Source organism: Brevibacillus sp. B_LB10_24 (genome assembly GCF_046036945.1).
GTDB lineage: Bacteria > Bacillota > Bacilli > Brevibacillales > Brevibacillaceae > Brevibacillus_C.
In genome coordinates, this window is the sequence record NZ_JBJQOQ010000005.1 from 175,014 (window position 1) to 196,276 (window position 21,263).

Sequence of the window (21,263 nt, forward strand, 5' to 3'; positions counted from 1 at the left end):
TCACCTCCTTTCACCGGAGTGGATGTTGTCGGATCGCTGTACCCCTGAGGAGGCAAACATCGGCCGCACGCCGCTCTCCCCCTGTTTGTACTGGCGGCCGCAGCTGCCGCATCCGGCGTAAGGACCGGTAAACCTCAATCCTTCCCCGCATTGGCAGACCCAGCCGATTCGCCTGGCAGGCACACCGGCCATTTTGGCATACGGCTGGACGTCTTTGGTCACGACAGCGCCGGCAGCGATCAGCGCCCATTCGCCAATCGTAACGCCGCAGAGAACGGTCGCATTGGCGCCGATCGACGTCCCGCGCTTTACCAAGGTCATCTTATAATCCGCGCTGGTGTTGCGAGGAAAGGCAGAGCGGGGTGTCAACACATTGGTAAAGACCATGCTGGGGCCGCAAAAGACGTCATCTTCCAGGATCACGCCTTCGTAAACGGATACGTTGTTCTGAATCTTGACGTTATTGCCGATGACGACGTTGTTTGCGACAAATACGTTTTGTCCAAGAGAACAGGCTGAACCGATGACCGCACCGCTCATGACATGGCAAAAGTGCCAGATCTTTGTCATCTCCCCAATGACTGCTCCCGGATCGACACACGCCGATTCGTGTAAGAAGTAGCTGCTGTCTTTCATACCGGTGTACCTTCCTTCAACAATCGCATGCACTCTTCCATCACTTGAACGACAGCTACCGCATGATCTGCCCCGGAAATCGGTGTCTGCCGGTTGGAGATACAATCCAAAAAATGAAGACATTCTGCTGTAAGCGGTTTCGCACTGCCGCGGAAGACAACCTCACTTCCCTCGTCCCAGCAGGTGAGGTCCTGGCAAACCCCTTTGCGGTGCAGTGTAACGGTCTGCTCCTGTTCCTGATGGACGAGCATGCCTTTCGAGCCGATGACGACTAAACGCCGCTCCTGCTCAGGCCAAAGCCAGGAGATGTGCAAATGGGCCTGTACTCCCCCCCGAAATGAGAGGTGCAGATACATATCATCTTCCAGCTTCGTTTGCAGAATTCGCTGACCGTTCACGGAAATACGCTGGGGCAGTTCTTCTCCTGCCAGATGGAGCAGTACCGCTATGTCGTGAACCCCCAGGCTCCACAGCACATTTTCAACGGATCTCACCCGTCCAAGTTTGGACCGCTGCTGGTGCAGACTGTATACTTTGCCTAACTCTCCGCTCGCCAAGTACTGTTTGATCCACCGAATCGTCGGCTGATAGAGAAGCAAATGCCCGACCATCAATATCCGTCCATTTTCTCGCGCCAAGCAGCGCAAATCTTCCGCCTCATGCAGCGATAGGGTGATTGGCTTCTCGACAAAAACATCTTTCCCCGCGAGCAATGCCTGCCGAGCGATCCTGTAATGTGTTGCTGCCGGTGTGGCAATCGCCACAGCCGGGATATCGCTGGCGAATACGGGCTCGAAGGATTCGTAAACAGGCATGCCGGGATACATCGTCCGCAGCCGATTCCGCACGTCCCCGCTGACCTCTGCGACAGCCGCCAATTCGCCTAATTCATAAATGGCGTTGACAACATTCAGCCCCCAATTTCCCGCTCCAATGACCGCAACCTGTTTCACAGCAATGTGATCCTTTCCCGATTTTCGGAGACGTTGCGGGTGGCGTTTCGTGTATCCAGTACATGCCCTGCCTTGCTGACCAGGAGGTTGTAATCGATTGAGCTGTGATCGGTGGCGATCACCACCAAGTCGCTTGACATGATCAACTCGTCTGTCAAGGGCTGCGATGACAGCGAAAGCCCTCCCGCTTCAAAAGATTCCACGTACGGATCGTGATAGATGACGGACGCGCCCGCTTCTTTCAACAGTTGGATGATTTCGACAGCAGGCGACTCTCGGTGATCCCCTAGATCTTTTTTGTAAGCGACCCCGACCAGCAGAATCTTCGTTTGGGAGACTGCCTTGCCCATCCCGTTGAGCAGCCGGGTCACCTTGTCCCTGACAAACCAAGGCATTCGGCGGTTGATCTCCCCCGCAAGGGAAATAAAATGGGTCGTAAAGTTAAGCTCCTTTGCTTTCCACTCCAGGTAATGCGGGTCGATCGGGATACAGTGTCCGCCGACACCGGGGCCGGGAAAAAAGGGCATGATGCCAAACGGCTTGGTAAAGGCTGCTTCCAAAACCTCCCAAACATTCAAATTCATGCGGTCGCACAGCAAGGTCAATTCGTTCACCAGGGCAATGTTGACTGCGCGGAAGGTATTTTCAAATACCTTTACCAGTTCAGCCGCCTTGGCGCTGTTCACTGTGATGACATGTTCCACTGTCTGCTTGTAAAACGTTTCCGCCACCTGCTGCGACTCGGGTCCTACGCCGCCGACCACCTTGTTGGTGTTTTTGGTTGTATACCGCATGTTACCCGGATCGACACGCTCCGGGGAATGGGCGAGGTAGAAGTCCTCCTCCACCCGAAATCCCGAAGCCTCCAGGATCGGAAGGATGATTTCCTCCGTCGTCCCAGGATAAGTCGTAGATTCCAGGCAGATTAATTGCCCCGGTCGCATGCGCTTGGCGATTTCCTGTGTGACGCTCTCCACGTATTGCAGATCAGGGGTCAGATTCTTGGTCAGAGGGGTAGGGACACAGATGATGATGGCATCGAGCAGGGGGACATGGCGAAAATTGCTGACAGCCTGGATCAAGCCCTGGTCGACAAGCTTCCTCAGCTCCTCACTTTTGACATCGGAAATATAGCTCTCCCCGCTGTTAATCTGTTTGGCGCGAAGCGGGTTTTGCTCAATCCCGATGACGCGAAATCCCACTTTGGCCTTTTCAACCGCGAAGGGCAAACCGACATATCCTAAACCCACGACGCCAACGGTCGCTGTGCGATTGAGCAATTTGTCCAGGAGAACCTGTTTATTTGATACGTTGGTTAACAAGAAACTCACCGTGTGTCAGCTCCCCTCGTCTCGCTATCAGAACCAGTAAAATCTCCTTCGTCTCGCCCCGGCAAGCGGCTCTTGGACCATGCACAGCCCTCCTTGCAAAATGGCCGCAGCGTTTGCCTGAAACAAGGCAGCCGTCTCGATCGAAGTCAGCTTCTGCAAAGCCCGGTACGCTTCACTGATTACCGGCGGCCTCGTATCTGCGTTGTGGCTGTCAGTTGCCAGTACGTGAACCAAGTGATTTTGCACGAAATATTCAGCGCATTTTTGCGCCAGCTTTCCCAGTCGGCCCAGCAGACTGCCAGCCGTGAGCTGGGCGATTACCCCCTGTCTGATCCACAAGGCAAGCCGCTCCGGATTCTTCCGGAGAACGATGTTCCGTTCGGGATGGGCGATGACAGGAGTAATTCCAGCCGCGGTCACCTCCTGGAGCAGGTGATCAGTAAATGCAGGTATCTGCAAGGCAGGGAGTTCGATCAGCACGTACCGGGAAAGATTGCCGAAGGTCATCACCTTGCCGGTTTTTAGATTGTCGAGCAGGGACAAGTGCAGGTGAACCTCTGCCCCGGCGTGTACTTTCATGGCAAGTCCTTGCTGGACAAGAGCGGTTTGAAACAGCTCCACTGCTTTGAGGATATCATCCCCCCGGTTCACGTACTGGCCGTTTTCCGTATGCGGGGTAGCTACGATGTCTGTAATGCCGTCTGCTGCGGCAAGCTTAGCCATTTCAACAGCTTCTGATAGATCACGCGCTCCATCGTCGAGATTCGGCAAAATATGGGAATGAAGATCGATCATGTATAGTAGTAACCGCGATTTGGGATTTTTTTCCTATTCAAGACTGTACCGATGATATGACCTCCTACATGTTCGATCAGATTTTTTGCCTTTGCAACCTGCTCGCCCAGGACATTGCCGCTGCTGATCACAAGCAGCACCCCGTCCATCAAGCTGGAGAGAACTTGGGCATCGGTCACGAGCAAAATCGGCGGAGAATCGAACAGAATCATGTCAAAGCGGTCCCTCACCTCTTCGAGAAGCTGATTCATCCGCTGGGATTCGAGCAATTCCGCCGGGTTAGGAGGGACATGTCCGGCCGTGATCAAATGCAAACCAGCTTGGCCGATCTCTTGGATGACATCTTCTATTCCCACCTGACCGATTAAGAGATTGGACAGGCCAACCTGGTTTTGTACCGGGAAGGGAAAATGCAAGGTCGGCTTTCGCATGTCTGCATCGACTAACAGGACCCTCTGCCCCGATTGCGCCATGACAACTGCCAAATTGAGAATCGTCGTGGTCTTTCCTTCATTTGGTTCAGCGCTTGTTATCAACAGTGTCTTTACTTTCTTATTTGCACTGGCGAACTGAATGTTCGTCCGCAGGGTTCGATACGCTTCGGTGATCGGAGATTTTGGATCTTCCAAACTGATCAAATGTTTAATCCGGTCATTAGCCCTCATTGGTCCCCCCCTTCCTTACCGTCAGCAGTTTTTGCGTGTCAACCTTTGATGTCCGGGATGATTCCCAGTACGGGCAATGCCAGTGTTTCTTCAACCTCTTCCTCCGTTTTCAGGGTCTTATCCAAATACTCGATCAGTATGGAGAGTCCTACTCCGACCAGAGCTGAGATGACAAATGACAGCAGCATATTGAGATACGGCCTGGGCGAGACAGGAATCGGCGCTTCTTCCAGCTTGGCTTCATCGAGAATGGATACATTGTCCATTTCCATCACGGCGTTCCACTTTTGCATCGAGGCAACCACCAGTTCGTTTACGATCTCGACTGCCTTAGCCGGATCCTGCTGCCTGACGGTAATAGAGGTGATCAAAGATTCGTTATCCGCCTTTACACGCAGCAGCTTCTGCAATTGTTCAGCAGTGAGGGGAAGCTGCTGCCTCGCGATGACCTCCTCCAATACCCCACGGCTCTGAATTATTTGCGAAAATGTTTTCACTAGCTTTTCACTGGTAATGAGATCGTCATATCCAATCGGAGTACCTGAATTCTGTTTTTTCACAAGCAGTGTGGCTGTCGCTTCATAGACCGGTGTCAGCACGAAAAAACTGACCATCCCCGCACCCAGCACCGCAATCGCAACGATACACACAATCAAACGCAGGCGCCGCCCGATGATCCGACGTATTTCCGCAATCTCCAATTCCGCTGACATGAGAATCCCCCTTCAATTTTCGTCCGGTCTTTTGGTTCGCGGACCTGCCAAAATACCCGAACGAAATCAGGAATACGGCGCATCTTATCCGTCTGGCTTCCATCTAGCTTCCCGGTAGCCGTCAGGCCTCCACCGAGTTTGTGCTATTCAAGCTGGTGAGCACTATCGCCGCTCCGCCTTTGTGCGTCCAACACCGAACAGGAACTTTGGCCTGGGTCCTGGAGACTAATATGGGGCCGCCATCAGGTAACTTACTTTAATCTATGTCCCCTCCGACTAGATTTGACTTTATTTTTTGGGCATTTTGTCATTCACTTACAGCTTGTTTTTTCGCATTTTGTTATTTTGGTTAAATAGGAATAAAAAAACAGGCCTCCAATTAGGAAGCCTGTCATGGGTAAATGGAGCGGAAGTCTATGTTTCTGAAACAAAGATCTCGATATCCTGCTCAATCAAATGCAGCGATGAGCGCCAAAAATCTGTCGAATGGACATCGATCCCCATGATTTTGGCTACGTCGGCAATGTTCATTTTGCCTGTGACGGAAAGAAGCTGATCGTATTGCTCCACAAAGGATGGGCCGCGATTCAGGTATTCGGCGTAAAGCCCTTTGGCGAAGAGCAGGCCGAACGCGTACGGGTAGTTGTAAAAATTGGAGTCGGCGTAGTAGTAGTGAGGCTTGCAGATCCACATTTCGGAATGCAGATACTCGTGGTCAAGGCCGTCACCATACGCTTCTTTTTGCGCCCAGAGGAACAGCTCTTTCAATTCTTTGACGGAGAGTGAACCTTTCTCCCGGCGTTTAAACAGTTCAGACTCAAACAGGAAGCGGTTGTAGATATCGACGATCACCTGCCCGGCATTGGACAGATCGTGTTCCAGAATGGCAACCGTCTCTGCTTTCGATGCCTTTTTCAGCGCCGCATTGGTGATGATGGTCTCGCAGAAGATCGAGGCTGTCTCCGCGATCGGCATCGGGTAGTCGCTGTTCAAGATGGACTCGTCTGCCAGACATTCCCCGTGGTAGCCGTGGCCCAATTCGTGGGCCAGCGTGCTGACGTCGTTGAAGCTGCCCGTAAAGTTGGCCAGGATTCTGCTCTGGCCGATGACGTGGAGATTGTGGCAGAATGCGCCCCCGCGCTTTCCTTCGCGCGGCTCGGCATCGATCCATTGGTCGCGAAACGCCTTGTCGGCGTACCGGGCCAGCTTCTCGCTGAAGCTGCCAAACTGATCGACGATGAACTGCCTGGCCTCGTCATAGCTGAACTTCATGTCTGCCTCGCCGAGCGGGGCAAACAGGTCGTAGAACGGCAGCCCGTTTTGATGGCCGAGCATCTCAGCCTTTTTGCGGAAGTACTTGCGGAAGGCGGGCAGGCTTTCACGGATCGCCGCGAGCATCGCATCGAGGGAGGCCTGATCCATCCGCGACTCGATCAAGGTGCGCTCGAGGGGAGAAGCATAGCCGCGCAGCTTGGTGGTCGTGATGACTTCCCCTTTTATCCCGTTCAAACAGGCGGCCGAGGACTCGGCGATTTTCTCGTACGCCTTTCGCTCCGCCTCGTAGGCTGTTTTTCTTACCTGCGGATCTTTGTCGTAAGCCATGTTCCTCACGATGGGCAGCGGCAGCTGCTTGGCCTCGCCGGCGATGGTGATGTCCACGAGCAGGTTGGAGGTCAGCGTCTCCTGCAGCTTCGACCAGGCGTTGGAACCGGTGTTGCGCATTTTGGCGATCAACACTTCTTCCTTTTCGTTGAGCAGATATTTGTTACGTTTCGCGGTTTCTGTCAGGAAATAGCGGTGCTCTTCCAGGCGGGGCGAGGAAGCGATGATCGCGTCAAGGTTCGCCAAAGCCCCCAGCCACTTCTGAAATTTGACCGCCGGCTCCACGAGCTCGACGCTTTTCTCCTCCAGCGCTTCGATGGTTTGCCGGGCCTTTTCGTTTTTGGCGTCGGTGCTGAAAGTCAGCTCGGCGAAAGCCATCAGCCGGGAATACAGCTGTTCGTACTTCGTCAACTTGGCAAGGTACGCTTCGATCTTCTCTGCCGGTTTATGACCGTCTTCCCCGAGCCGTTCTGTAAAGCCGCGCAGATCGCCAATCACTACTGGTACTTTGCCCATATCTGTTTGAAATTCGGGTGATTCAAATGACGGATACAGGGCATCTAAATTCCAGCGCATCTGACTCATGCGATTCCTCCCGTTCTATGTTTTTGTCCATCAATTTTCATCGAGAATTTTTACCCGTTCAAATACCTTTTCGTTGTTGGGATAGACCACTCGTTCGTTGCGGGGATTCTTGCAGTACACGACGATCCAATCTTGATCCACAAACTCGATGACGCCGCGTTTTTTGACGTTATTCACGACGATTTGCACTTTCCTGCCGATCAGTTCGTCCATTCTCCTCCCCCTCCTTTGCCTGTGACGCTTCCTCAATTGTGCGAGACAGGAAATGCTCTGTCTTGCCACTACTGCGCCCCGCAGGCGGGATCCAGACAAAACCAGGCTGTTTGATTCGCCGATGATAGGCGAAGGTGCCTCTGACCCCCTGCAGGTAAAAATAACCCCAAATCACCAGGGAGGGAACGACGCTGAGCACTGCCCTCCCGTCAGCCAAGAGCATGACGAGTTTGGAGCTGACGAAAAACAGGAACAGGACAACGGCGCAAATTCTGCTCCTCCGGTAGACGCCATACGCCAGCCCAAGGATCAGCAGGATGTCAAGGAAGACGGTTGGATCCACAGCCATAAAGGTGAAGCCGCCTGCAGTCCCAAGCAATATGCCGATGACGGTGATGCCTACGGAGACGAGCGCCGCGCCCCACCCCACATTCATCATATGCTGGATTTTTGCCGACTCTTCCCGGTTAGACCGCGTGGTTTTCCGGCTTACCTCAGTCTGATCAGACATTCTCCTGCCACCTGCTCGTCCCAGATGAGCGAAAGCTCGTCTCCGTCTGCCACCGGTCCTACTCCGGCCGGCGTCCCGGTGTAGATGATATCCCCGGCACCCAGTCCGAAATGCTGCCCGGCAAATTGGATGATCGTCGGCAAGTCAAACAGCATATCCCTCATCTTGCCGTGCTGCACCTGCTGGCCGTTCTTCAGCAGGGAAAAGCTTGTCTCAAGACTGGCTTCCAGCCCTGGAAACTCCCACGACTGGGTGATCGCGGCCGAATTGGGAAATCCCTTTGCCAAAAGCCAAGGATGGCCTTTTTTCTTCAATTCGGATTGCACATCGCGCAGCGTGAAGTCGATCCCCAGCGCCATCCGGTCGACGACATCGGCTACGTTCATGCCCGGTTCATAGGGGCGGGCGATATGTACGACGACTTCTACTTCATGATGAATTTCGCCCCGGCCCGCCGGCAGGACGATCTCCCGTCCATCCGCAAGCACCAGTGCATGTGTCGGCTTGGAGAAGAGAAAAGGCGAGGTCGGCACCTCATTTCCCAACTCCTCGGCGTGCAGACGGTAATTTCTTCCTACGCAAAAAATATTCCGACAGTTTTCCATTTCATTTCCCTCTTTCAGGTGTTTATTTTGCCGCATATGTACAGAAACATTATCGCAAAAAACGGCTCTTTTTGGTAGATGGGCGTCGTGAAAGCAGAAACAAGCCTGCTTGCCCACTCGCGGGATCAGGCTTGTTTCGACTGCGCTTTACCTTTACTTTTGCGTGTAGTAATGAATAAGGTCCATTTTTGTATCCCAGACCTTTTGACTTAAATCAACGGGATAGCGCTCAGGATTTAACTTCCGCAGGTACTCCTCCCAAAAGAGGGAATACTGAGAGCGATGGTAGCTGCGAATTTCATCCAGATTTGGCAATTCATAGACCTGCTTGCCGTCGACAAACACCGGTTCCAGCAGGTTGATCGCATCGTAATCGACCACGAATTTGTGCATGTAGGTATGGATCGGATCGAACAGCTTCAGCTTCGGCAGGTCCTCCACCTGCTCATCCACCATGGCGATGTAATCCCCTTCGCTCTTGCCCGTATTGCGGTTGACAATCCGGTAGACGCTCTTATAGCCGGGGGTGGTGATCTTCTCCGGGTTGCCGGAGATTTTGATGGTCGGCTGATACTCGCCATTCTCCTCTTTTGCGACGACCTTGTACACACCGCCGAGCGCCGGATCGTCTGCAGCGGTGATCAGCTTGGTGCCTACGCCCCAGGTGTCGATCTTCGCCCCTTGTGCTTTGAGGTTGAGGATCACGTTTTCGTCGAGGTCGTGCGAGCTGATGATTTTTACGTCTTTCAGCCCCGCCTTGTCCAGCATCTCGCGGGCCTTGATCGAGAGGTAGGCCAAATCGCCGCTGTCAATCCGAATGCCCTGCAGCTTTTTACCTGCTGTCTGCAATTTTTTCCCGATCTTGATCGCATTCGGAATGCCGCTTTTCAAGGTGTCGTAGGTATCGACCAAAAGCGTCACTTCATCGGGCAGCGCTTCGGCAAACCGCTCAAATGCCTCCAACTCGGTGGCGTGATCCTGTACCCAGGAATGGGCGTGCGTCCCCTTCGTCGGAATCCCGAACATCATCCCGGCAAGCATGTTGGACGTCGCATCAAAACCGGCTATGTAGGCCGCCCTCGCTCCCCAGATCGCCGCATCTGCCTCCTGTGCCCGGCGGGAGCCGAACTCAAGCAGAATTTCACTGGGGGCCACCAGCCTGATGCGGGCCGCCTTGGTGGCGATCAGGGTCTGGTAATTCATAAAATTGAGCAGCGCGGTCTCCAGCAGCTGGGCTTCAAAGACCCTTGCTTCCACCTGAATCAGCGGCTCATTGGGAAAGACCAGCGTCCCTTCCTTGACGGAACGCAGGTTGCCGGTAAACCGGAACTCTCTCAATTCCTCCAGAAAACCGGGATCGTAGTTCTCCTCCTGCTGCTTTAAGTAAGCGATTTCCCGGTCGGTAAAGCGCAGTTGGTTGATGTAGTGGACGATCCGCTCCAGACCGGCGAAGACGGCAAAACCGTTGCCGAATGGAAGCTTGCGAAAATACGCTTCAAATACTCGTCTTTTGTTGTGTGTGCCGTTTTTCCAATGCGCGTACATCATGTTAATTTGGTATTTATCGGTATGAAGCGTCAAATTATCATAACACACGGATGTTTACATCTCCTTTTGGATAAAGAACACTTGTTGTCAGTCGACGACCTCGGCTCCCAGCGCCGAGGCAAAGTGACCCAGCGCCCATTCATGGCCGGCTTGATTGAAGCTCTGTACGGCCCCGCGGTAGATGACAAGCGCAAACCCTTTGTTGTAGGCGTCGACCGCAGTATGCAGGACGCAGATGTCCGTGCAGACACCAGCCAGATGGAGCTCGGTAATCCCGCGGGAGCGCAGACGAATTTCTAGGTCGGTGCCGGCAAACGCGCTGTACCTGGTTTTGTCCATCCAATAGACCCGCTCTTTGTTGTATTGATAGATATCATTCAGCTTGCCGTACAGGTCGCGGCCGCTCGTCTGGTAAATGTTGTGCGGCGGATATAGCCTCGACTCCGGATGATAAGGGTCGCCGGGTTCATGGCCGTCGACCGCCATCACGACGAAATCTCCGTTGCGGATAAACTCTTCCGTCAGTGCCGTGATACGGTCTTCAATGGCCTGGCCGGGTTTCCCGCAGGTAAGCTTGCCATCATCTGCTACGAAATCATAGGTGTAGTCGATAACAATCAGACATTTTCCCACTTCATAGCCCCCATTATTTCACCGTTTCCCTAAATTGTACACGAACAAACACTTTCCGTTAAGGCTTTTTCTTCAATTATGCAGAAAAGCCGTTCCTTCCCAAAAAAGAACGGCTTTTTGCATGGCTGTATTCAATTCGTTCCAGACGAGCCAAATCCGCCGGCACCACGTACCGTTTCATCCAACTCGAGTGCGAGTTCAAAGCTGGCCTGCGTCACCTCGGCAATGACACCTTGCGCGATCCGATCCCCTTTGCGGATCAGGTAGGAGCCGCTCGCGCAGGCAGTGTCGACCGCTTCTGGCTGATTTTGCAGCGAGGTCGCTTCCCGTGTCTGCACGATCTGCAGCTTGCCCTCTTCAAGACTGTACTGCGGTACGGCGATATTGTCGATCAGGACGCATATCTCTCCGCGGTAGCCGCTGTCGACCGTCCCCGGCGCATTGCTGACGCGCAGCTTCGTCTTCAAGCTGATCCCGGAACGGGGCCGCACCTGAAGCTCGTACCCGGGAGGGATCGCGACAGCGAGGCCTGTCCGCACCATTTTCGTCTCACCCGGCTGGATGATTGTATCCTCTACTGCCACCAGGTCAAACCCGGCGTCCCCTGGACGGGCGTAGGCAGGAACCGCCGCATCCGGGTGCAGTTTCTTGACTTTTACTGGTATCTGTTTCATCTCTCTCCTCCGTGTCTGTCCATCATGCTGCTGCTATGGAGGCAACCCCGATTAGCGGATCGGGCAAGCCCCTGCTTCACAGGCTTCAGCCAAATCCAGATCGGACTCCTCGCCCTTTTCGTACTTCTCCAGGATCGCCGGATCAAACGGCTTCATTGACGCTTTCAATGCCTCGTACTCTTCTTTGCTGCAAGCCTCATACGGCGCCAGCTGGTAGGTCCCGCCGTCCAGCTGCAGGAAGGATACGCCGACGAAATTGTCCCAACCGTCCCAGACGATCTGTTCCACTTCTCCCCATTCCTCGGGGCGAACGGTAATGGTATTGGACGAGTTGTGCTCCGTATAATGCGACTGGAACCGGAAATACGTCTCAAACTGGCGGGCAGCGCTCACTTCGTTTTTCGTTTCCGTAGCACCGCTCGCTACCGGGAAGTCAATGACCAGCGTTCGGGCATTGGCCATCCGCTCTTCATGGGTATCCCCCGGCGTTCCCACTTCAGGGTGAACAGTCCAGCCGAGATCCTGTACTGCTTTTGCGAGCGGGTCGGCGCCGTTGATGCGAATCCGGCGAATGTAGTACGGCGAGTGCGACCAGTGCAGGCCGCTGGATACCCCGCCCGCTACCTGTGACAGCGTCCCTTCCGGTTTTACCGTCGTCACCAGAAGCGGCGAGGTCACCCGCATTTTATGGGCGTATTTATCTGCCTCTTCCCGCGCCGCGCGGCCGAGCTGGCTGAGTAGTTCGCGTTCCTGTTCCTCGTCATAGCCGACTGCCGCAAGCGCGTCTTTCACGCCGGTAAGCGACGTGCCCAACAGCCTGTCCCGCTGCTGGACTTCGTTCCAGTGGGGAATCTCCAGCGTCACCAGCGTCATCCGCAGGCCGGCCCGCGCCGATCTGCGCTGGGCATCGAGCAGCCCTTCCACATCCAGGTACTTCGTGCCGTCCGCTTGTTCTTTGACAAACTGAACCAGATTGACCGTCGTCAGGTTGCAGACGCCGTAGGAATCCAGCAGGATTTCCGCACATGGATTCAATCCTTCGGCATTGGGGCGTCTCCGGTTTGCTTCTTCCAGGTTGATGAAGCCCGGCTCGCCTTCCAGCTGCATGATCGTGAAGACCAGATTGAGAAATTCGCGGGACGGCTTTGAGGTAAAGGCCATCGAGTTGTTCGACATCCGGCGGTGATCCAGGCCCCAACGCCCGTCGCCCACTTTCGCAATCGTGTCAAACCAGGCGGGTTTGCGGCTGCCCAGCAGTTCGCCAACGCGGCGGTGGTGGGCCAGCTGCTCCTCGGTCCAAATGCCGTTGATGCCGTACTTGGCAAACATGCACTCGTAATCTTCCGGGTCGAACAGGAAGATCTCTGCCGTACGCCGTACGCCGCCGACGACGACGTTGGCACCGACCAGGTTGCCGATATCCAGGATGTGGATCGGGCGGACGCGGCCATACCCGCGCTCGTCGATTTGAATCGGTTCCAAATACGGATCGACCTGGTTTTTCAACACGCGGTCAATGCCTTCAAACATCTCCCGCAGCGGTTCGTGGCCGCTGGCTGTGCCGCCGAAAGTCAGCAGCCGCTCGCCCTTTGGCCGGACGCTGTTGTAGTTGATCTTGACCGTATGAATTTGTTCGTACTTGGAATCGGTCAAGATGCGCAGGTAAATCCGCAGTGCCTCTACCCAGCCTTCCTTGCTGTCGCCAACGTAGATTTTCGCATAGCCGTTGTCCAAAATGGTCAGCTGCGAATTTTCCAGGCGCTGAGATCGCGGCAGCGGCCGATAGCTGGAGGAGAGCAGCGTCGTATTGGTCCGAATCGGCGCCAGGTTGGCTGCCATCTCCCGGGTGCACTTGAAGCCTACGCCGGTTCCTACCAGCAGGAGGTAGAAGAGATCTCCCAAATCATCCCACGAACGGATGTTGAGGAAGGAGCAGTTGAAGTTGGCGAGCGGATACTTGTCCGCTACCCCGTTTTCCGCTCCGCCTACCCAAAGCGTCCGGCCGGAGAGGAATTGACGCAGGTGAAACATGTTGTCGAACAGCTTTTCCGCTTCTTCGCGAAACTCGTCTACGTTCGGGGTGTACCCGACCTTTTTTACATGCCGGTACGCCAGGCGGACGTTGTACTCCACAGAGCGGCGGCAGGTCTCCTTCCACGTTTCGCGGCGGTTCTTGTCCGGCATGAAGCGTGAGTAGGTCCGATAAAAGACAAACTGCCCAAGCGGGTTCATCTCCGCTGGAAAGTCGGGATATGTAGAAATGAATTGATCAGTCAGCAGTTGCACATCGTCAACTGGTACAGCAGGGATACTCATACATAATTCGCTCCTTTTTCTAAACGATCGGTCCACACCCAAACAAGTTGCTAGAAGGATAATGATATCGTAATATTAAAGTCTGGGTAAACAGACCGCTTCTCGGCTGCCCTCGCAAGGTTGATAGATTTAAGATACCACATAATCAACATATAGTTAAGAAATAAATTTTTCGACAAAAACAACACAATATATTGACAGGGACGTTCTTCCTATTTTTTTCAGTTTTGCTTTACTTGATCGGGGAAATAGAGTAAAGTATAAGACTTGATTAGATACCGTTCCCTACATTTTTCTTAATTGAGGCGAAACTATGCGATACTTCTTTCTCGTACTCCTCGGAGCTTGCTCCTACGGAATCCTGTCCACCTTCATTAAATTCGCTTACGCGGAGGGCTTTACAGTAGATGAAGTAAACGGCTGCCAGGTTTTCCTCGGGTCCCTCTTTATCTGGATTCCGACGCTGCTGTTCAAGCGGGAGCGCGTACCGCTGAAGCAAGTGCTGGTGCTGCTCGTAGCGGGAATACCGACGGGGTTGACCGGCTTGTTCTACTATACATCCCTGCAGTACACGCCCGCGTCGCTTTCGATCGTCCTGCTGTTTCAGTTCACGTGGATCGGCATTCTGCTCGACTCTCTGCTCCGCCGTTCGCGGCCGTCCAAGGACAAGCTGTTTTCGCTGGCCCTGCTGCTCGTCGGAACGGCAATGGCCGGAGGCGTCGGGGGGAGGGACTCGGATTAAAGCAGCTGACGACAGAGGATTAGTGTTTGGGCTTCTGTCGGCAATGACGTATGCGCTGTTCATTCTCGGCAGCGGCAGGGCGGCGCTTAGCGTAAATCCGCTGATGCGCAGCTCGATTATGAGTACCGGCTCCATGCTGACCGTCTTTGCGATCTATCCGCCGAAGTTTTTCACAGATGGCACGATGTTTGAGGGACTGCTTGTCTGGGGGTTTTTACTTGCCTTCTTCGGCGTGCTGATACCGATCCTGTTCTTCAGCATCGGCATCCCGAAAATTGGCGCTGCGATGGGTTCCATCCTCGGTGCCGTAGAACTGCCGATGGCAGTCTTCATGTCCACCGTGGTCCTGGGCGAATACGTCACACCTGTTCAGTGGACCGGAGTCGCTGTCATTCTGATCGGGATCGCGCTGCCGGAGCTCAGCCGGAAACGCTTGGCGGCAAGAGCGGCTAACGCAAAATAAACCACCCCTCAGGGGGTTTTTCTTTTTGCCCTCCTCCCTGGCAGCACGAGCATCATCTGGCTCAAAATGGACATACTCCATAAAAGCAAGATGTTTTCCACCGCCTACTAGCGGCATACCTAAGGAGGAGAATCAGATGGACCAATCTTACCCGTATTCATCTTATCAGCCAGGTTACAGCGGACAACAGGGGCAGTCTCCATACACGCAGCAAGGGTTCGGACAGGGTTACCAGACTGCCCATCAAGGCTTCGTCTCGCAGGCGGCACTGGCCTACCGCGGACACGTCCCCCATCCGGACGAATACTTCATGCAGCAACAGCACAGGGCCCCTGAAGCCGGATTTGCGGCCTATGCCAACCCGGCCGCTGGCCACGCCCACCAGATGAACGCATCCCCTGCCTACGCCCTGACGGAGCAATATCCCTACGGGCCCAAACAGACAGCATACGCAAACAATGTCTCCCCGGTCGCCCTTGTCTACCAGGGATCGGTCACTCCAGAGGCGATGCAGTCGCTGTATGAGTTCCATAATCCATATACCACCCAACCGGGTTTTCCAAACAGAAATCTCTCCTCACACGCCGCCCACGCCACGGAAAACCAGGCGGCGCTGCAGTTCCACGCCAGGCCCTATCAATAAGAAGGGAGAAGGTCACTTGCTGGTTGATTACAGCATGGCGGCCTTCTCCTTTTGTTCGCTTTAAGATTACATAATAAATTTTATGTTAAATAACTAAAAGACCAATTGTACCAATTATTGAAGACTTCAGCTCATGGACACTGTCAAACATGGGACAATAAACATCGTCAATTTGTGGTCAGTTATTCTCAATATTTCAAGTTTGATGTTTTTCATGCCGAATCGACCGAACCAACCGAATCATTTCCATGCTTCCCCTCAGTGCCAAAAGTACAGTCATCATCTTCAGCCAAAGGATTACGTCCGGTTGAAAGATTGTTGCAAGATGCCATACCGGCATAACTTGAGTCATACTCAACAACAGAATCATAAACAGCCCTGCAAAATCCAGAACAATTCTTGATAGTACTGTGATAGATATTTTCGCATGGCCAGAATGGTCAGGACTCCACGGCCCAAGGCAGCGCTTCGCAGTTCGAGCGGTCGTGTATAACAACCATGCGGTGAGTATGAATATGAATCCATTTACAAGCCAGTATTTCTGCGAAATGCTTAGACCAGATCCTCCAATCGGTTGTTTATTCAGTATGTTTATAACCCCGGAGGCGATGTGAGTAGTCGTAATGACATGCGTATCGGGCCAAGCGGCATCGATCGCGTCAAGTACGTTAGCGAACACGATAACTCCCAGTTGTTGTTCCGGAACCATAAAAGTTTGGGCTTGGAAGCCTAATGAGCCACCCGGCGAACCGATAACCCGCAAACCGTTCATGTAATCTGAACTCCAACCCATGCCGTACGTTCCCGGAACAGGTTCGGTCTGCATGAGTCGTATGCTTTCCGAAGAGAGTACGGAATCATCTTCAAATCGGCCGCCGTTCATTTGGGCGATTAAGTAATGACTCATGTCCTCCGCACTCGTATAGAGGTAGCCCGCTGGCGCATCCCCTGGAATATAAACATAGGGGCCTTCGTAGGCAACGTTGAATCCAAATATCCGACGGTAGGGCGTGGCCAGCCCGTGTACAGCTGCTTCATCAAGCGTAACGAAGCTGTTATGCATAGACAGAGGGCTGAAAATATGTTCCTTCACATAGTCGCCATAGGACTGGCCGGATACTTTTTGCACAATATAGCCGAGCAGTACATAATTTGCGTTCGAATACCTGTAGGGATGTTCGGTTTGCTTCGTATCCTTTAAAAACTTTTCCGCATAAGACATGGCGTTTTTCTCCAAAGCATCTTGATCTGGATCGTTGATACTTGACAGCGTGTTGCTAAAAGTTGAGATTTGGGAGAACCCGCTTGTTTGGTTAAGTAACTGACGTACAGTAATGTACGCTGCACCGTTATACTTGGCGGGGATATAGCGCTGTATCGGCGCATCCAAGTCAATTTTTCCTGTTTCGTCAAGTTGCAGAACGGCCGTAGCCGTAATCGACTTGCCAATCGAACCTAATCCGAAAGGTGTTTCAGGTGTTACAGGACGACCTGATGAATCGGCTCGACCGTATCCTTTAAGATAAAGAATGCGATCCCCCTGTACAATCCCGAGAGCCAGCCCCGGAAGGCGTTGTCGCTTCATTTCACGGGCAATATACGCATCCACTTCGGAGAAGACTGAGGTTCCAGATCGCTCTACTTGCATGCTTCCAACACTTTGCGCTGAACTGAATAGGGGGAAGATGAACAGGCTGCACAAGATTATTGCTGTAATTCTCATTCTCATTTTCATTCCACCCCATCCGCAGCTGTTATCACTTGAACAGTGAGAAGATCGATTGGCATCGTGGTCAAAACGGCAAAATCGGGTGCGGGATGTGCTTCGTCCGCAAGCATAACTGTGATCAGCCGATGCGGCGGGAGCGGGCCAGAGTTATCCCGGCGAGGACCATGCTGGTCAGCCCCATCACTATGGCAATGATGGCCCCGGCTCGCCCGTCTCCGGTGCCAAAATCACCCGTATATATGGATAGATGCAGCATAGCGTAGGCTATGACGATCAGCCCCGCCACCGCGGCCACTTTGCCCCCGCGTCTCCCGCTGCCGATGCCGAAACGACCAGCGGAGCGAGCCAGAGACAGCCCCGCGAGGATCGCGCTGATCAGCCCCACCGCCGCGTCTATCGTGGCCCAGAGTCGCCCGGGGGTTAATCCGTAAACGACATTACCATTGGTTACTTCAGCAGAGACAATAGTTGGAACTAGTAGAAATGCACAGAGTATAACGAATGAAACTAGCTTCATTTTCAATTGTTGATCACTCCTCTTTGTTGTTTTTGCAAACGAAATAGATATGGAATTCTATGTTTTCAGTTTGCTTGGAGGCTCGAAGAGTTCGATAGGATTACCTGCTGGATCATCTAGTAAGATCTGTTTACCACCAAAACCTGTGACAATATCATTGCGGAAGCGTAGGCCTGCTTTACGCAGGGTCTCGACTAAGCCGTCCAGGTCATCGACCTCGATTTGAATCCGATTCCAGCCGCCGGGTTCAGGTTTTCGCCCATCCGGCATGGCTTGAGCGGCTCCACCTTGACCATTTTTGGCATTCACAAGAAGATTCACGTCACCTCGCTGCAAAACGGCAAAATCGGGTGCAGGATGTACTTTGACAATGAAGTCAAGATACTGTGTGTAGAATGCGATTGTCGCATCTACATCGTCGACAATGTAACGAACTCTGATAGCGGCCATACTTTCTCCTCCTAGATTCTCTTTTTGGCGCAGACATTGGAGATTGTGATCAAAACTCAATTCAACCGCTTTGCTCCGCAGATCCTTGCTTATTTGCTTTTATGAGGTCATCGGTCTTCCGTGCGAGGGACACAGTTCCAAAAAACATCATCAGAGCGAGTACCGGATGAAGAGCAGATACATATCCAATTCCGGACGGTAATTTGGCGCTGACCGCTAACAAAATGATAATGCCGAACAAACCCGCACTACGTATTCGAAGAGAAAGCGGCAGCCGAGCGATGAAAGAAATCACGAGTATCAGGATCGAAAAAATGATCAGCAATCTGGAAAAGCCTGTATGGCTGGCCCATTGGGCCGAATTCCAAAACAGTGCGAGACCGGCTAGAAACACCTGGATCATAATGCAAATCGCAAATATCCTTACCATTGCCTTAAACACGAACCGCGCTCGAACCACGAGCGGTGAAAGATTGGTTATTTCTACCGTGCGATCCCCTTCCTCAGTTTCACCGCGGTTTACGGTTAGGTTGCTCATCTTTCATCCTCGCTTTCGTTAAAATAAGATCGACATTGCACACAATTCAACTCATTTCTTGATTTCCCGCTTATCCGGATCCTGGTCAATGACTTTGTTTAATCGACTCCGAAGGTTAAAGGCCACATCGTAATTGACTCCGGCATTTGTGAAAGTGAGCGGACGCCCCGCAAACCTGCGACGAAGCATTTCTACGTAATCGACACTACCTTGCCCACGGGTAATACTGCATCCGGCACAGACCACTCGTTTCATTTGTGCATTTCCTGGAATTCCCACCCCGCTTCACCCTGCCTTCTCTTTTGCATATCCTCCCATTCACTTATCCTTTCTTGTTCTTCGCGGCTATATCTCCCGTTTCACAGTCAGTTTAAACAATAAATGTCGAGAACTTATGCAGATCTTCCGCTTTTTGTGTGAATTTCTTCAAGAACATAGTAAATCTCAGTATAATTTGGGGTAAGTGATGTACTCTCGCACTGGAAGCAGACTAAAGGAAAGATGTGATTGGAATGGAACCGAAATTGTTGCTTGTGGAGGACGAACCGGGCATGCTTGAGGAGATGCATACCTATCTGCAACGTGAAGGGTTTCGGGTATTGACCGCCCGTACCGGCAAGGAAGCGCTCACGATTGCCCGGTCTGAACGGCCTGATCTCGTCGTGCTTGATTGGATGCTTCCCGAGAAAAGCGGCATCGACGTATGCCGCGAAATCAGGCAAACCTCGAATTGCGGTATTATTATGGTCACAGCCCGATCGGATGAATCGGATAAAATCGTCGGTCTGGAAATCGGCGCGGACGATTATTTGACGAAGCCGTTCAGCTTGCGCGAACTCTCTTCGCGCATCCGAGCTTTACTTCGCCGCTTACGCGGTCCTGAAGACCAGTTGATGTTGTTGGAAAGAGACAACCTGGTCATTTCCGAGGCCAAATGTCAGGTATTCAAGGACGGCCAGGAGATCCAACTGACCCCGACGGAATTTAAAATTTTGTACACGTTGGCTGCGCGTCCCGGAATGGTATTCAGCCGCCTGCAATTATTAAAAGCGGCAGTCGAAGACGATTATATGGGATACGAAAGAACGATGGATTCCCATATCCGGAATCTTCGCCGCAAGCTGGGAGACGATCCGGCCAATCCCCGGTATATTCAAACGGTATACGGTTTCGGTTACCGATTCGGTGAACAATCATGAAGTTGACGGTACGCCAAAAAATATTTGTCTCCATGGGACTGCTCGTTCTTATTATCGGCGGCGCTCATGCCGTAACCAAACAGGTTTACTTGGAGTCTGTGTTCGATCAATTTCGTGAGGAAGAAATCAGTGCATCTTATTTGAACGCACCGCCCAGGGAACAAATCGAGATCTTGAAGACGTACGTTTCAGGGAAGATGCAGAAATTTGCGCTTGGAAATTGGGTATTTTTCATCGCAACCGGGCTGTTCTTCAGTTTATGGATTTCGGGGGTGCTGACGATCCCGCTTAGAAAGCTCGTTGCCGCCATCGAACGCGTTGCGCAGGGGGATCTGGACGTGAACGTTCCTGTACAATCAAAAGACGAATACGGTAAAGTAATCCAGACATTCAACGATATGACGCTTCGCCTCCGCGAAGCTGAGGACGCCCGCAGGCGGTTGGTAGCTGATGTCGCTCATGAGCTTCGAACCCCGCTGTCTATCATGCAGCTAAAATTAGAAAATGCCGGGCAGACCGGTCAATACGTCCCTCCGGAAATGCTGCTTAGACTCCATGACGAAGTGATCCGCTTAGGCCTGCTTGTGGAAGATCTTCATGTCTTGTCGTTAGCTGAGGCGGGCCGGTTGGCATTGGACCTGCAACCGCTCGATTTGTCGGCAAGGCTTGAACAAGTCGTTGAAGATGTGAAAATGGAGGCGGAGGAGAACGGACTGGAAATGCGCTTCTATTCGAACACGAGGCCGGTAATGGTGATGGCCGACGCGAGACGGATCACGCAAGTGTTCATCAACTTGTTGACGAATGCAATCCGCTACACGCCGGAAGGCGGAAAGATCTCGGTTGTCATGAAAGACAAGGTCCTGGATCACAATGCCGTCTATGCATGTGTCTCAGTGATAGACACCGGCATCGGTATTCCAGCCGAAGAGCTGGCCCACCTATTCGATCGTTTTTATCGCGTGGAAAAGGCCCGTTCGCGGCATACAGGCGGAACGGGCCTCGGATTATCGATCGCTCATCATTTTATCAAAGCCCACGGCGGGTTCATCCGCGTCGAGAGTGAGCCTGATCAAGGTACGACATTTACCGTTTATTTGCCTTCGGGAAAATGAAAGGTGAACTACCTACCACTTAAAACCTAACGGTTTCTGAAGTGGGGGCTTCTCGACTTATCGTTGCTTTTAGTAGCCAACGAAAAC

The 21,263-nt window shown here is 52.8% G+C and carries 24 protein-coding genes; 5 read left to right on the forward strand and 19 right to left on the reverse strand.

Annotated features, from left to right (window positions below; genetic code table 11):
• The 14 genes from ACI7RC_RS07525 to nrdJ form a co-directional block, all read right to left on the reverse strand.
• Nucleotides 1–636 (reverse strand): acyltransferase, encoded by a 636-nt coding sequence (locus ACI7RC_RS07525; RefSeq protein WP_408107621.1) that lies wholly within the window; start codon nucleotides 634–636, stop codon nucleotides 1–3.
• A complete protein-coding gene (locus ACI7RC_RS07530) occupies nucleotides 633–1,589 on the reverse strand; it encodes a Gfo/Idh/MocA family protein (protein WP_408107622.1) in 957 nt (318 codons plus the stop codon). Before ACI7RC_RS07530 ends, ACI7RC_RS07525 begins: the two co-directional genes overlap by 4 nt.
• Nucleotides 1,586–2,920, reverse strand: coding sequence for a nucleotide sugar dehydrogenase (locus tag ACI7RC_RS07535; RefSeq protein WP_408107623.1), 1,335 nt, complete (start codon nucleotides 2,918–2,920; stop codon nucleotides 1,586–1,588). Before ACI7RC_RS07535 ends, ACI7RC_RS07530 begins: the two co-directional genes overlap by 4 nt.
• A 27-nt stretch (nucleotides 2,921–2,947) precedes the next feature.
• On the reverse strand, nucleotides 2,948–3,715 hold the full coding sequence (locus tag ACI7RC_RS07540) for a tyrosine-protein phosphatase (RefSeq protein WP_408107624.1): 768 nt from the start codon (nucleotides 3,713–3,715) through the stop codon (nucleotides 2,948–2,950).
• Nucleotides 3,712–4,380 carry a CpsD/CapB family tyrosine-protein kinase gene (locus ACI7RC_RS07545; RefSeq protein WP_408107625.1) on the reverse strand — a complete coding sequence of 223 codons (669 nt, stop codon included), beginning with the start codon at nucleotides 4,378–4,380 and terminating at the stop codon, nucleotides 3,712–3,714. The genes ACI7RC_RS07540 and ACI7RC_RS07545 overlap by 4 nt, the downstream gene beginning before the upstream one ends.
• A 38-nt stretch (nucleotides 4,381–4,418) precedes the next feature.
• Nucleotides 4,419–5,093, reverse strand: coding sequence for a YveK family protein (locus tag ACI7RC_RS07550; RefSeq protein ID WP_408107626.1), 675 nt, complete (start codon nucleotides 5,091–5,093; stop codon nucleotides 4,419–4,421).
• Nucleotides 5,094–5,507: 414 nt separating this feature from the next.
• Nucleotides 5,508–7,280 (reverse strand): M3 family oligoendopeptidase, encoded by a 1,773-nt coding sequence (locus tag ACI7RC_RS07555; protein ID WP_408107627.1) that lies wholly within the window; start codon nucleotides 7,278–7,280, stop codon nucleotides 5,508–5,510.
• A gap of 30 nt (nucleotides 7,281–7,310) precedes the next feature.
• Nucleotides 7,311–7,493, reverse strand: coding sequence for a hypothetical protein (locus ACI7RC_RS07560; RefSeq protein WP_408107628.1), 183 nt, complete (start codon nucleotides 7,491–7,493; stop codon nucleotides 7,311–7,313).
• Entirely contained in the window at nucleotides 7,450–8,004 is a 555-nt protein-coding gene (locus tag ACI7RC_RS07565; protein ID WP_408107629.1) for a hypothetical protein, read from the reverse strand. The genes ACI7RC_RS07560 and ACI7RC_RS07565 overlap by 44 nt, the downstream gene beginning before the upstream one ends.
• Nucleotides 7,983–8,609 carry a fumarylacetoacetate hydrolase family protein gene (locus tag ACI7RC_RS07570; protein ID WP_408107630.1) on the reverse strand — a complete coding sequence of 209 codons (627 nt, stop codon included), beginning with the start codon at nucleotides 8,607–8,609 and terminating at the stop codon, nucleotides 7,983–7,985. The genes ACI7RC_RS07565 and ACI7RC_RS07570 overlap by 22 nt, the downstream gene beginning before the upstream one ends.
• A gap of 153 nt (nucleotides 8,610–8,762) precedes the next feature.
• Nucleotides 8,763–10,205: a nicotinate phosphoribosyltransferase gene (locus ACI7RC_RS07575; protein ID WP_408107631.1), complete on the reverse strand. Its 1,443-nt coding sequence runs from the start codon at nucleotides 10,203–10,205 to the stop codon at nucleotides 8,763–8,765.
• Nucleotides 10,206–10,244: 39 nt separating this feature from the next.
• The gene (locus tag ACI7RC_RS07580; protein ID WP_408107632.1) at nucleotides 10,245–10,790 is read right to left on the reverse strand and encodes a cysteine hydrolase family protein; all 546 of its coding nucleotides are present in this window, start codon (nucleotides 10,788–10,790) and stop codon (nucleotides 10,245–10,247) included.
• A 131-nt stretch (nucleotides 10,791–10,921) separates the two neighbouring features.
• Complete coding sequence (dut, locus tag ACI7RC_RS07585; RefSeq protein WP_408107633.1) at nucleotides 10,922–11,464, reverse strand: dUTP diphosphatase; 543 nt, start codon at nucleotides 11,462–11,464, stop codon at nucleotides 10,922–10,924.
• Nucleotides 11,465–11,515: 51 nt separating this feature from the next.
• Nucleotides 11,516–13,780 (reverse strand): ribonucleoside-triphosphate reductase, adenosylcobalamin-dependent, encoded by a 2,265-nt coding sequence (nrdJ, locus tag ACI7RC_RS07590; RefSeq protein ID WP_408107634.1) that lies wholly within the window; start codon nucleotides 13,778–13,780, stop codon nucleotides 11,516–11,518.
• Nucleotides 13,781–14,093: 313 nt separating this feature from the next.
• Between nrdJ and ACI7RC_RS07595 the strand changes: the two genes are divergently transcribed.
• The 3 genes from ACI7RC_RS07595 to ACI7RC_RS07605 all read left to right on the forward strand — a co-directional run bounded on the left by ACI7RC_RS07595 (nucleotide 14,094) and on the right by ACI7RC_RS07605 (nucleotide 15,628).
• The gene (locus ACI7RC_RS07595) at nucleotides 14,094–14,522 is read left to right on the forward strand and encodes an EamA family transporter (RefSeq protein WP_408107635.1); all 429 of its coding nucleotides are present in this window, start codon (nucleotides 14,094–14,096) and stop codon (nucleotides 14,520–14,522) included.
• Between the two features lie 22 nt (nucleotides 14,523–14,544).
• Nucleotides 14,545–14,985 (forward strand): EamA family transporter, encoded by a 441-nt coding sequence (locus ACI7RC_RS07600; RefSeq protein WP_408107636.1) that lies wholly within the window; start codon nucleotides 14,545–14,547, stop codon nucleotides 14,983–14,985.
• A 136-nt stretch (nucleotides 14,986–15,121) separates the two neighbouring features.
• Complete coding sequence (locus ACI7RC_RS07605; protein WP_408107637.1) at nucleotides 15,122–15,628, forward strand: hypothetical protein; 507 nt, start codon at nucleotides 15,122–15,124, stop codon at nucleotides 15,626–15,628.
• 196 nt (nucleotides 15,629–15,824) lie between these two features.
• Here the strand turns inward: ACI7RC_RS07605 and ACI7RC_RS07610 are convergent, their stop codons facing one another.
• From ACI7RC_RS07610 to ACI7RC_RS07630, 5 genes are all read right to left on the reverse strand, one after another.
• A complete protein-coding gene (locus ACI7RC_RS07610; RefSeq protein ID WP_408107638.1) occupies nucleotides 15,825–17,357 on the reverse strand; it encodes a serine hydrolase domain-containing protein in 1,533 nt (510 codons plus the stop codon).
• A 118-nt stretch (nucleotides 17,358–17,475) separates the two neighbouring features.
• Nucleotides 17,476–17,874 (reverse strand): DUF6223 family protein, encoded by a 399-nt coding sequence (locus tag ACI7RC_RS07615; RefSeq protein ID WP_408107647.1) that lies wholly within the window; start codon nucleotides 17,872–17,874, stop codon nucleotides 17,476–17,478.
• Between the two features lie 57 nt (nucleotides 17,875–17,931).
• The gene (locus tag ACI7RC_RS07620) at nucleotides 17,932–18,324 is read right to left on the reverse strand and encodes a VOC family protein (protein WP_408107639.1); all 393 of its coding nucleotides are present in this window, start codon (nucleotides 18,322–18,324) and stop codon (nucleotides 17,932–17,934) included.
• A 61-nt stretch (nucleotides 18,325–18,385) separates the two neighbouring features.
• A complete protein-coding gene (locus tag ACI7RC_RS07625; protein WP_408107640.1) occupies nucleotides 18,386–18,862 on the reverse strand; it encodes a DUF6220 domain-containing protein in 477 nt (158 codons plus the stop codon).
• 51 nt (nucleotides 18,863–18,913) lie between these two features.
• Nucleotides 18,914–19,117, reverse strand: a complete 204-nt coding sequence (locus ACI7RC_RS07630; RefSeq protein ID WP_408107641.1) for an SGNH/GDSL hydrolase family protein — start codon at nucleotides 19,115–19,117, stop codon at nucleotides 18,914–18,916.
• Between the two features lie 257 nt (nucleotides 19,118–19,374).
• On the opposite strand from ACI7RC_RS07630, the gene ACI7RC_RS07635 reads away from it, so the two are divergent.
• Together ACI7RC_RS07635 and ACI7RC_RS07640 are read left to right on the forward strand one after the other, a co-directional pair.
• On the forward strand, nucleotides 19,375–20,061 hold the full coding sequence (locus ACI7RC_RS07635; protein ID WP_408107642.1) for a response regulator transcription factor: 687 nt from the start codon (nucleotides 19,375–19,377) through the stop codon (nucleotides 20,059–20,061).
• Complete coding sequence (locus tag ACI7RC_RS07640) at nucleotides 20,058–21,176, forward strand: sensor histidine kinase (RefSeq protein WP_408107643.1); 1,119 nt, start codon at nucleotides 20,058–20,060, stop codon at nucleotides 21,174–21,176. The genes ACI7RC_RS07635 and ACI7RC_RS07640 overlap by 4 nt, the downstream gene beginning before the upstream one ends.
• The last annotated feature ends 87 nt before the right edge of the window (nucleotides 21,177–21,263 follow it).

Coding starts and splice junctions, on each gene's coding strand:
- ACI7RC_RS07525 (WP_408107621.1), bottom strand. CDS start 636: ATGAAAGACAGCAGCTACTTCTTACACGAATCGGCGTGTGTCGATCCG.
- ACI7RC_RS07540 (WP_408107624.1), bottom strand. CDS start 3,715: ATGATCGATCTTCATTCCCATATTTTGCCGAATCTCGACGATGGAGCG.
- ACI7RC_RS07545 (WP_408107625.1), bottom strand. CDS start 4,380: ATGAGGGCTAATGACCGGATTAAACATTTGATCAGTTTGGAAGATCCA.
- ACI7RC_RS07550 (WP_408107626.1), bottom strand. CDS start 5,093: ATGTCAGCGGAATTGGAGATTGCGGAAATACGTCGGATCATCGGGCGG.
- ACI7RC_RS07555 (WP_408107627.1), bottom strand. CDS start 7,280: ATGAGTCAGATGCGCTGGAATTTAGATGCCCTGTATCCGTCATTTGAA.
- ACI7RC_RS07560 (WP_408107628.1), bottom strand. CDS start 7,493: ATGGACGAACTGATCGGCAGGAAAGTGCAAATCGTCGTGAATAACGTC.
- ACI7RC_RS07565 (WP_408107629.1), bottom strand. CDS start 8,004: ATGTCTGATCAGACTGAGGTAAGCCGGAAAACCACGCGGTCTAACCGG.
- ACI7RC_RS07570 (WP_408107630.1), bottom strand. CDS start 8,609: ATGGAAAACTGTCGGAATATTTTTTGCGTAGGAAGAAATTACCGTCTG.
- dut (WP_408107633.1), bottom strand. CDS start 11,464: ATGAAACAGATACCAGTAAAAGTCAAGAAACTGCACCCGGATGCGGCG.
- nrdJ (WP_408107634.1), bottom strand. CDS start 13,780: ATGAGTATCCCTGCTGTACCAGTTGACGATGTGCAACTGCTGACTGAT.
- ACI7RC_RS07595 (WP_408107635.1), top strand. CDS start 14,094: ATGCGATACTTCTTTCTCGTACTCCTCGGAGCTTGCTCCTACGGAATC.
- ACI7RC_RS07605 (WP_408107637.1), top strand. CDS start 15,122: ATGGACCAATCTTACCCGTATTCATCTTATCAGCCAGGTTACAGCGGA.
- ACI7RC_RS07610 (WP_408107638.1), bottom strand. CDS start 17,357: ATGAGAATGAGAATTACAGCAATAATCTTGTGCAGCCTGTTCATCTTC.
- ACI7RC_RS07615 (WP_408107647.1), bottom strand. CDS start 17,874: ATGAAGCTAGTTTCATTCGTTATACTCTGTGCATTTCTACTAGTTCCA.
- ACI7RC_RS07620 (WP_408107639.1), bottom strand. CDS start 18,324: ATGGCCGCTATCAGAGTTCGTTACATTGTCGACGATGTAGATGCGACA.
- ACI7RC_RS07625 (WP_408107640.1), bottom strand. CDS start 18,862: ATGAGCAACCTAACCGTAAACCGCGGTGAAACTGAGGAAGGGGATCGC.
- ACI7RC_RS07630 (WP_408107641.1), bottom strand. CDS start 19,117: ATGAAACGAGTGGTCTGTGCCGGATGCAGTATTACCCGTGGGCAAGGT.
- ACI7RC_RS07635 (WP_408107642.1), top strand. CDS start 19,375: ATGGAACCGAAATTGTTGCTTGTGGAGGACGAACCGGGCATGCTTGAG.
- ACI7RC_RS07640 (WP_408107643.1), top strand. CDS start 20,058: ATGAAGTTGACGGTACGCCAAAAAATATTTGTCTCCATGGGACTGCTC.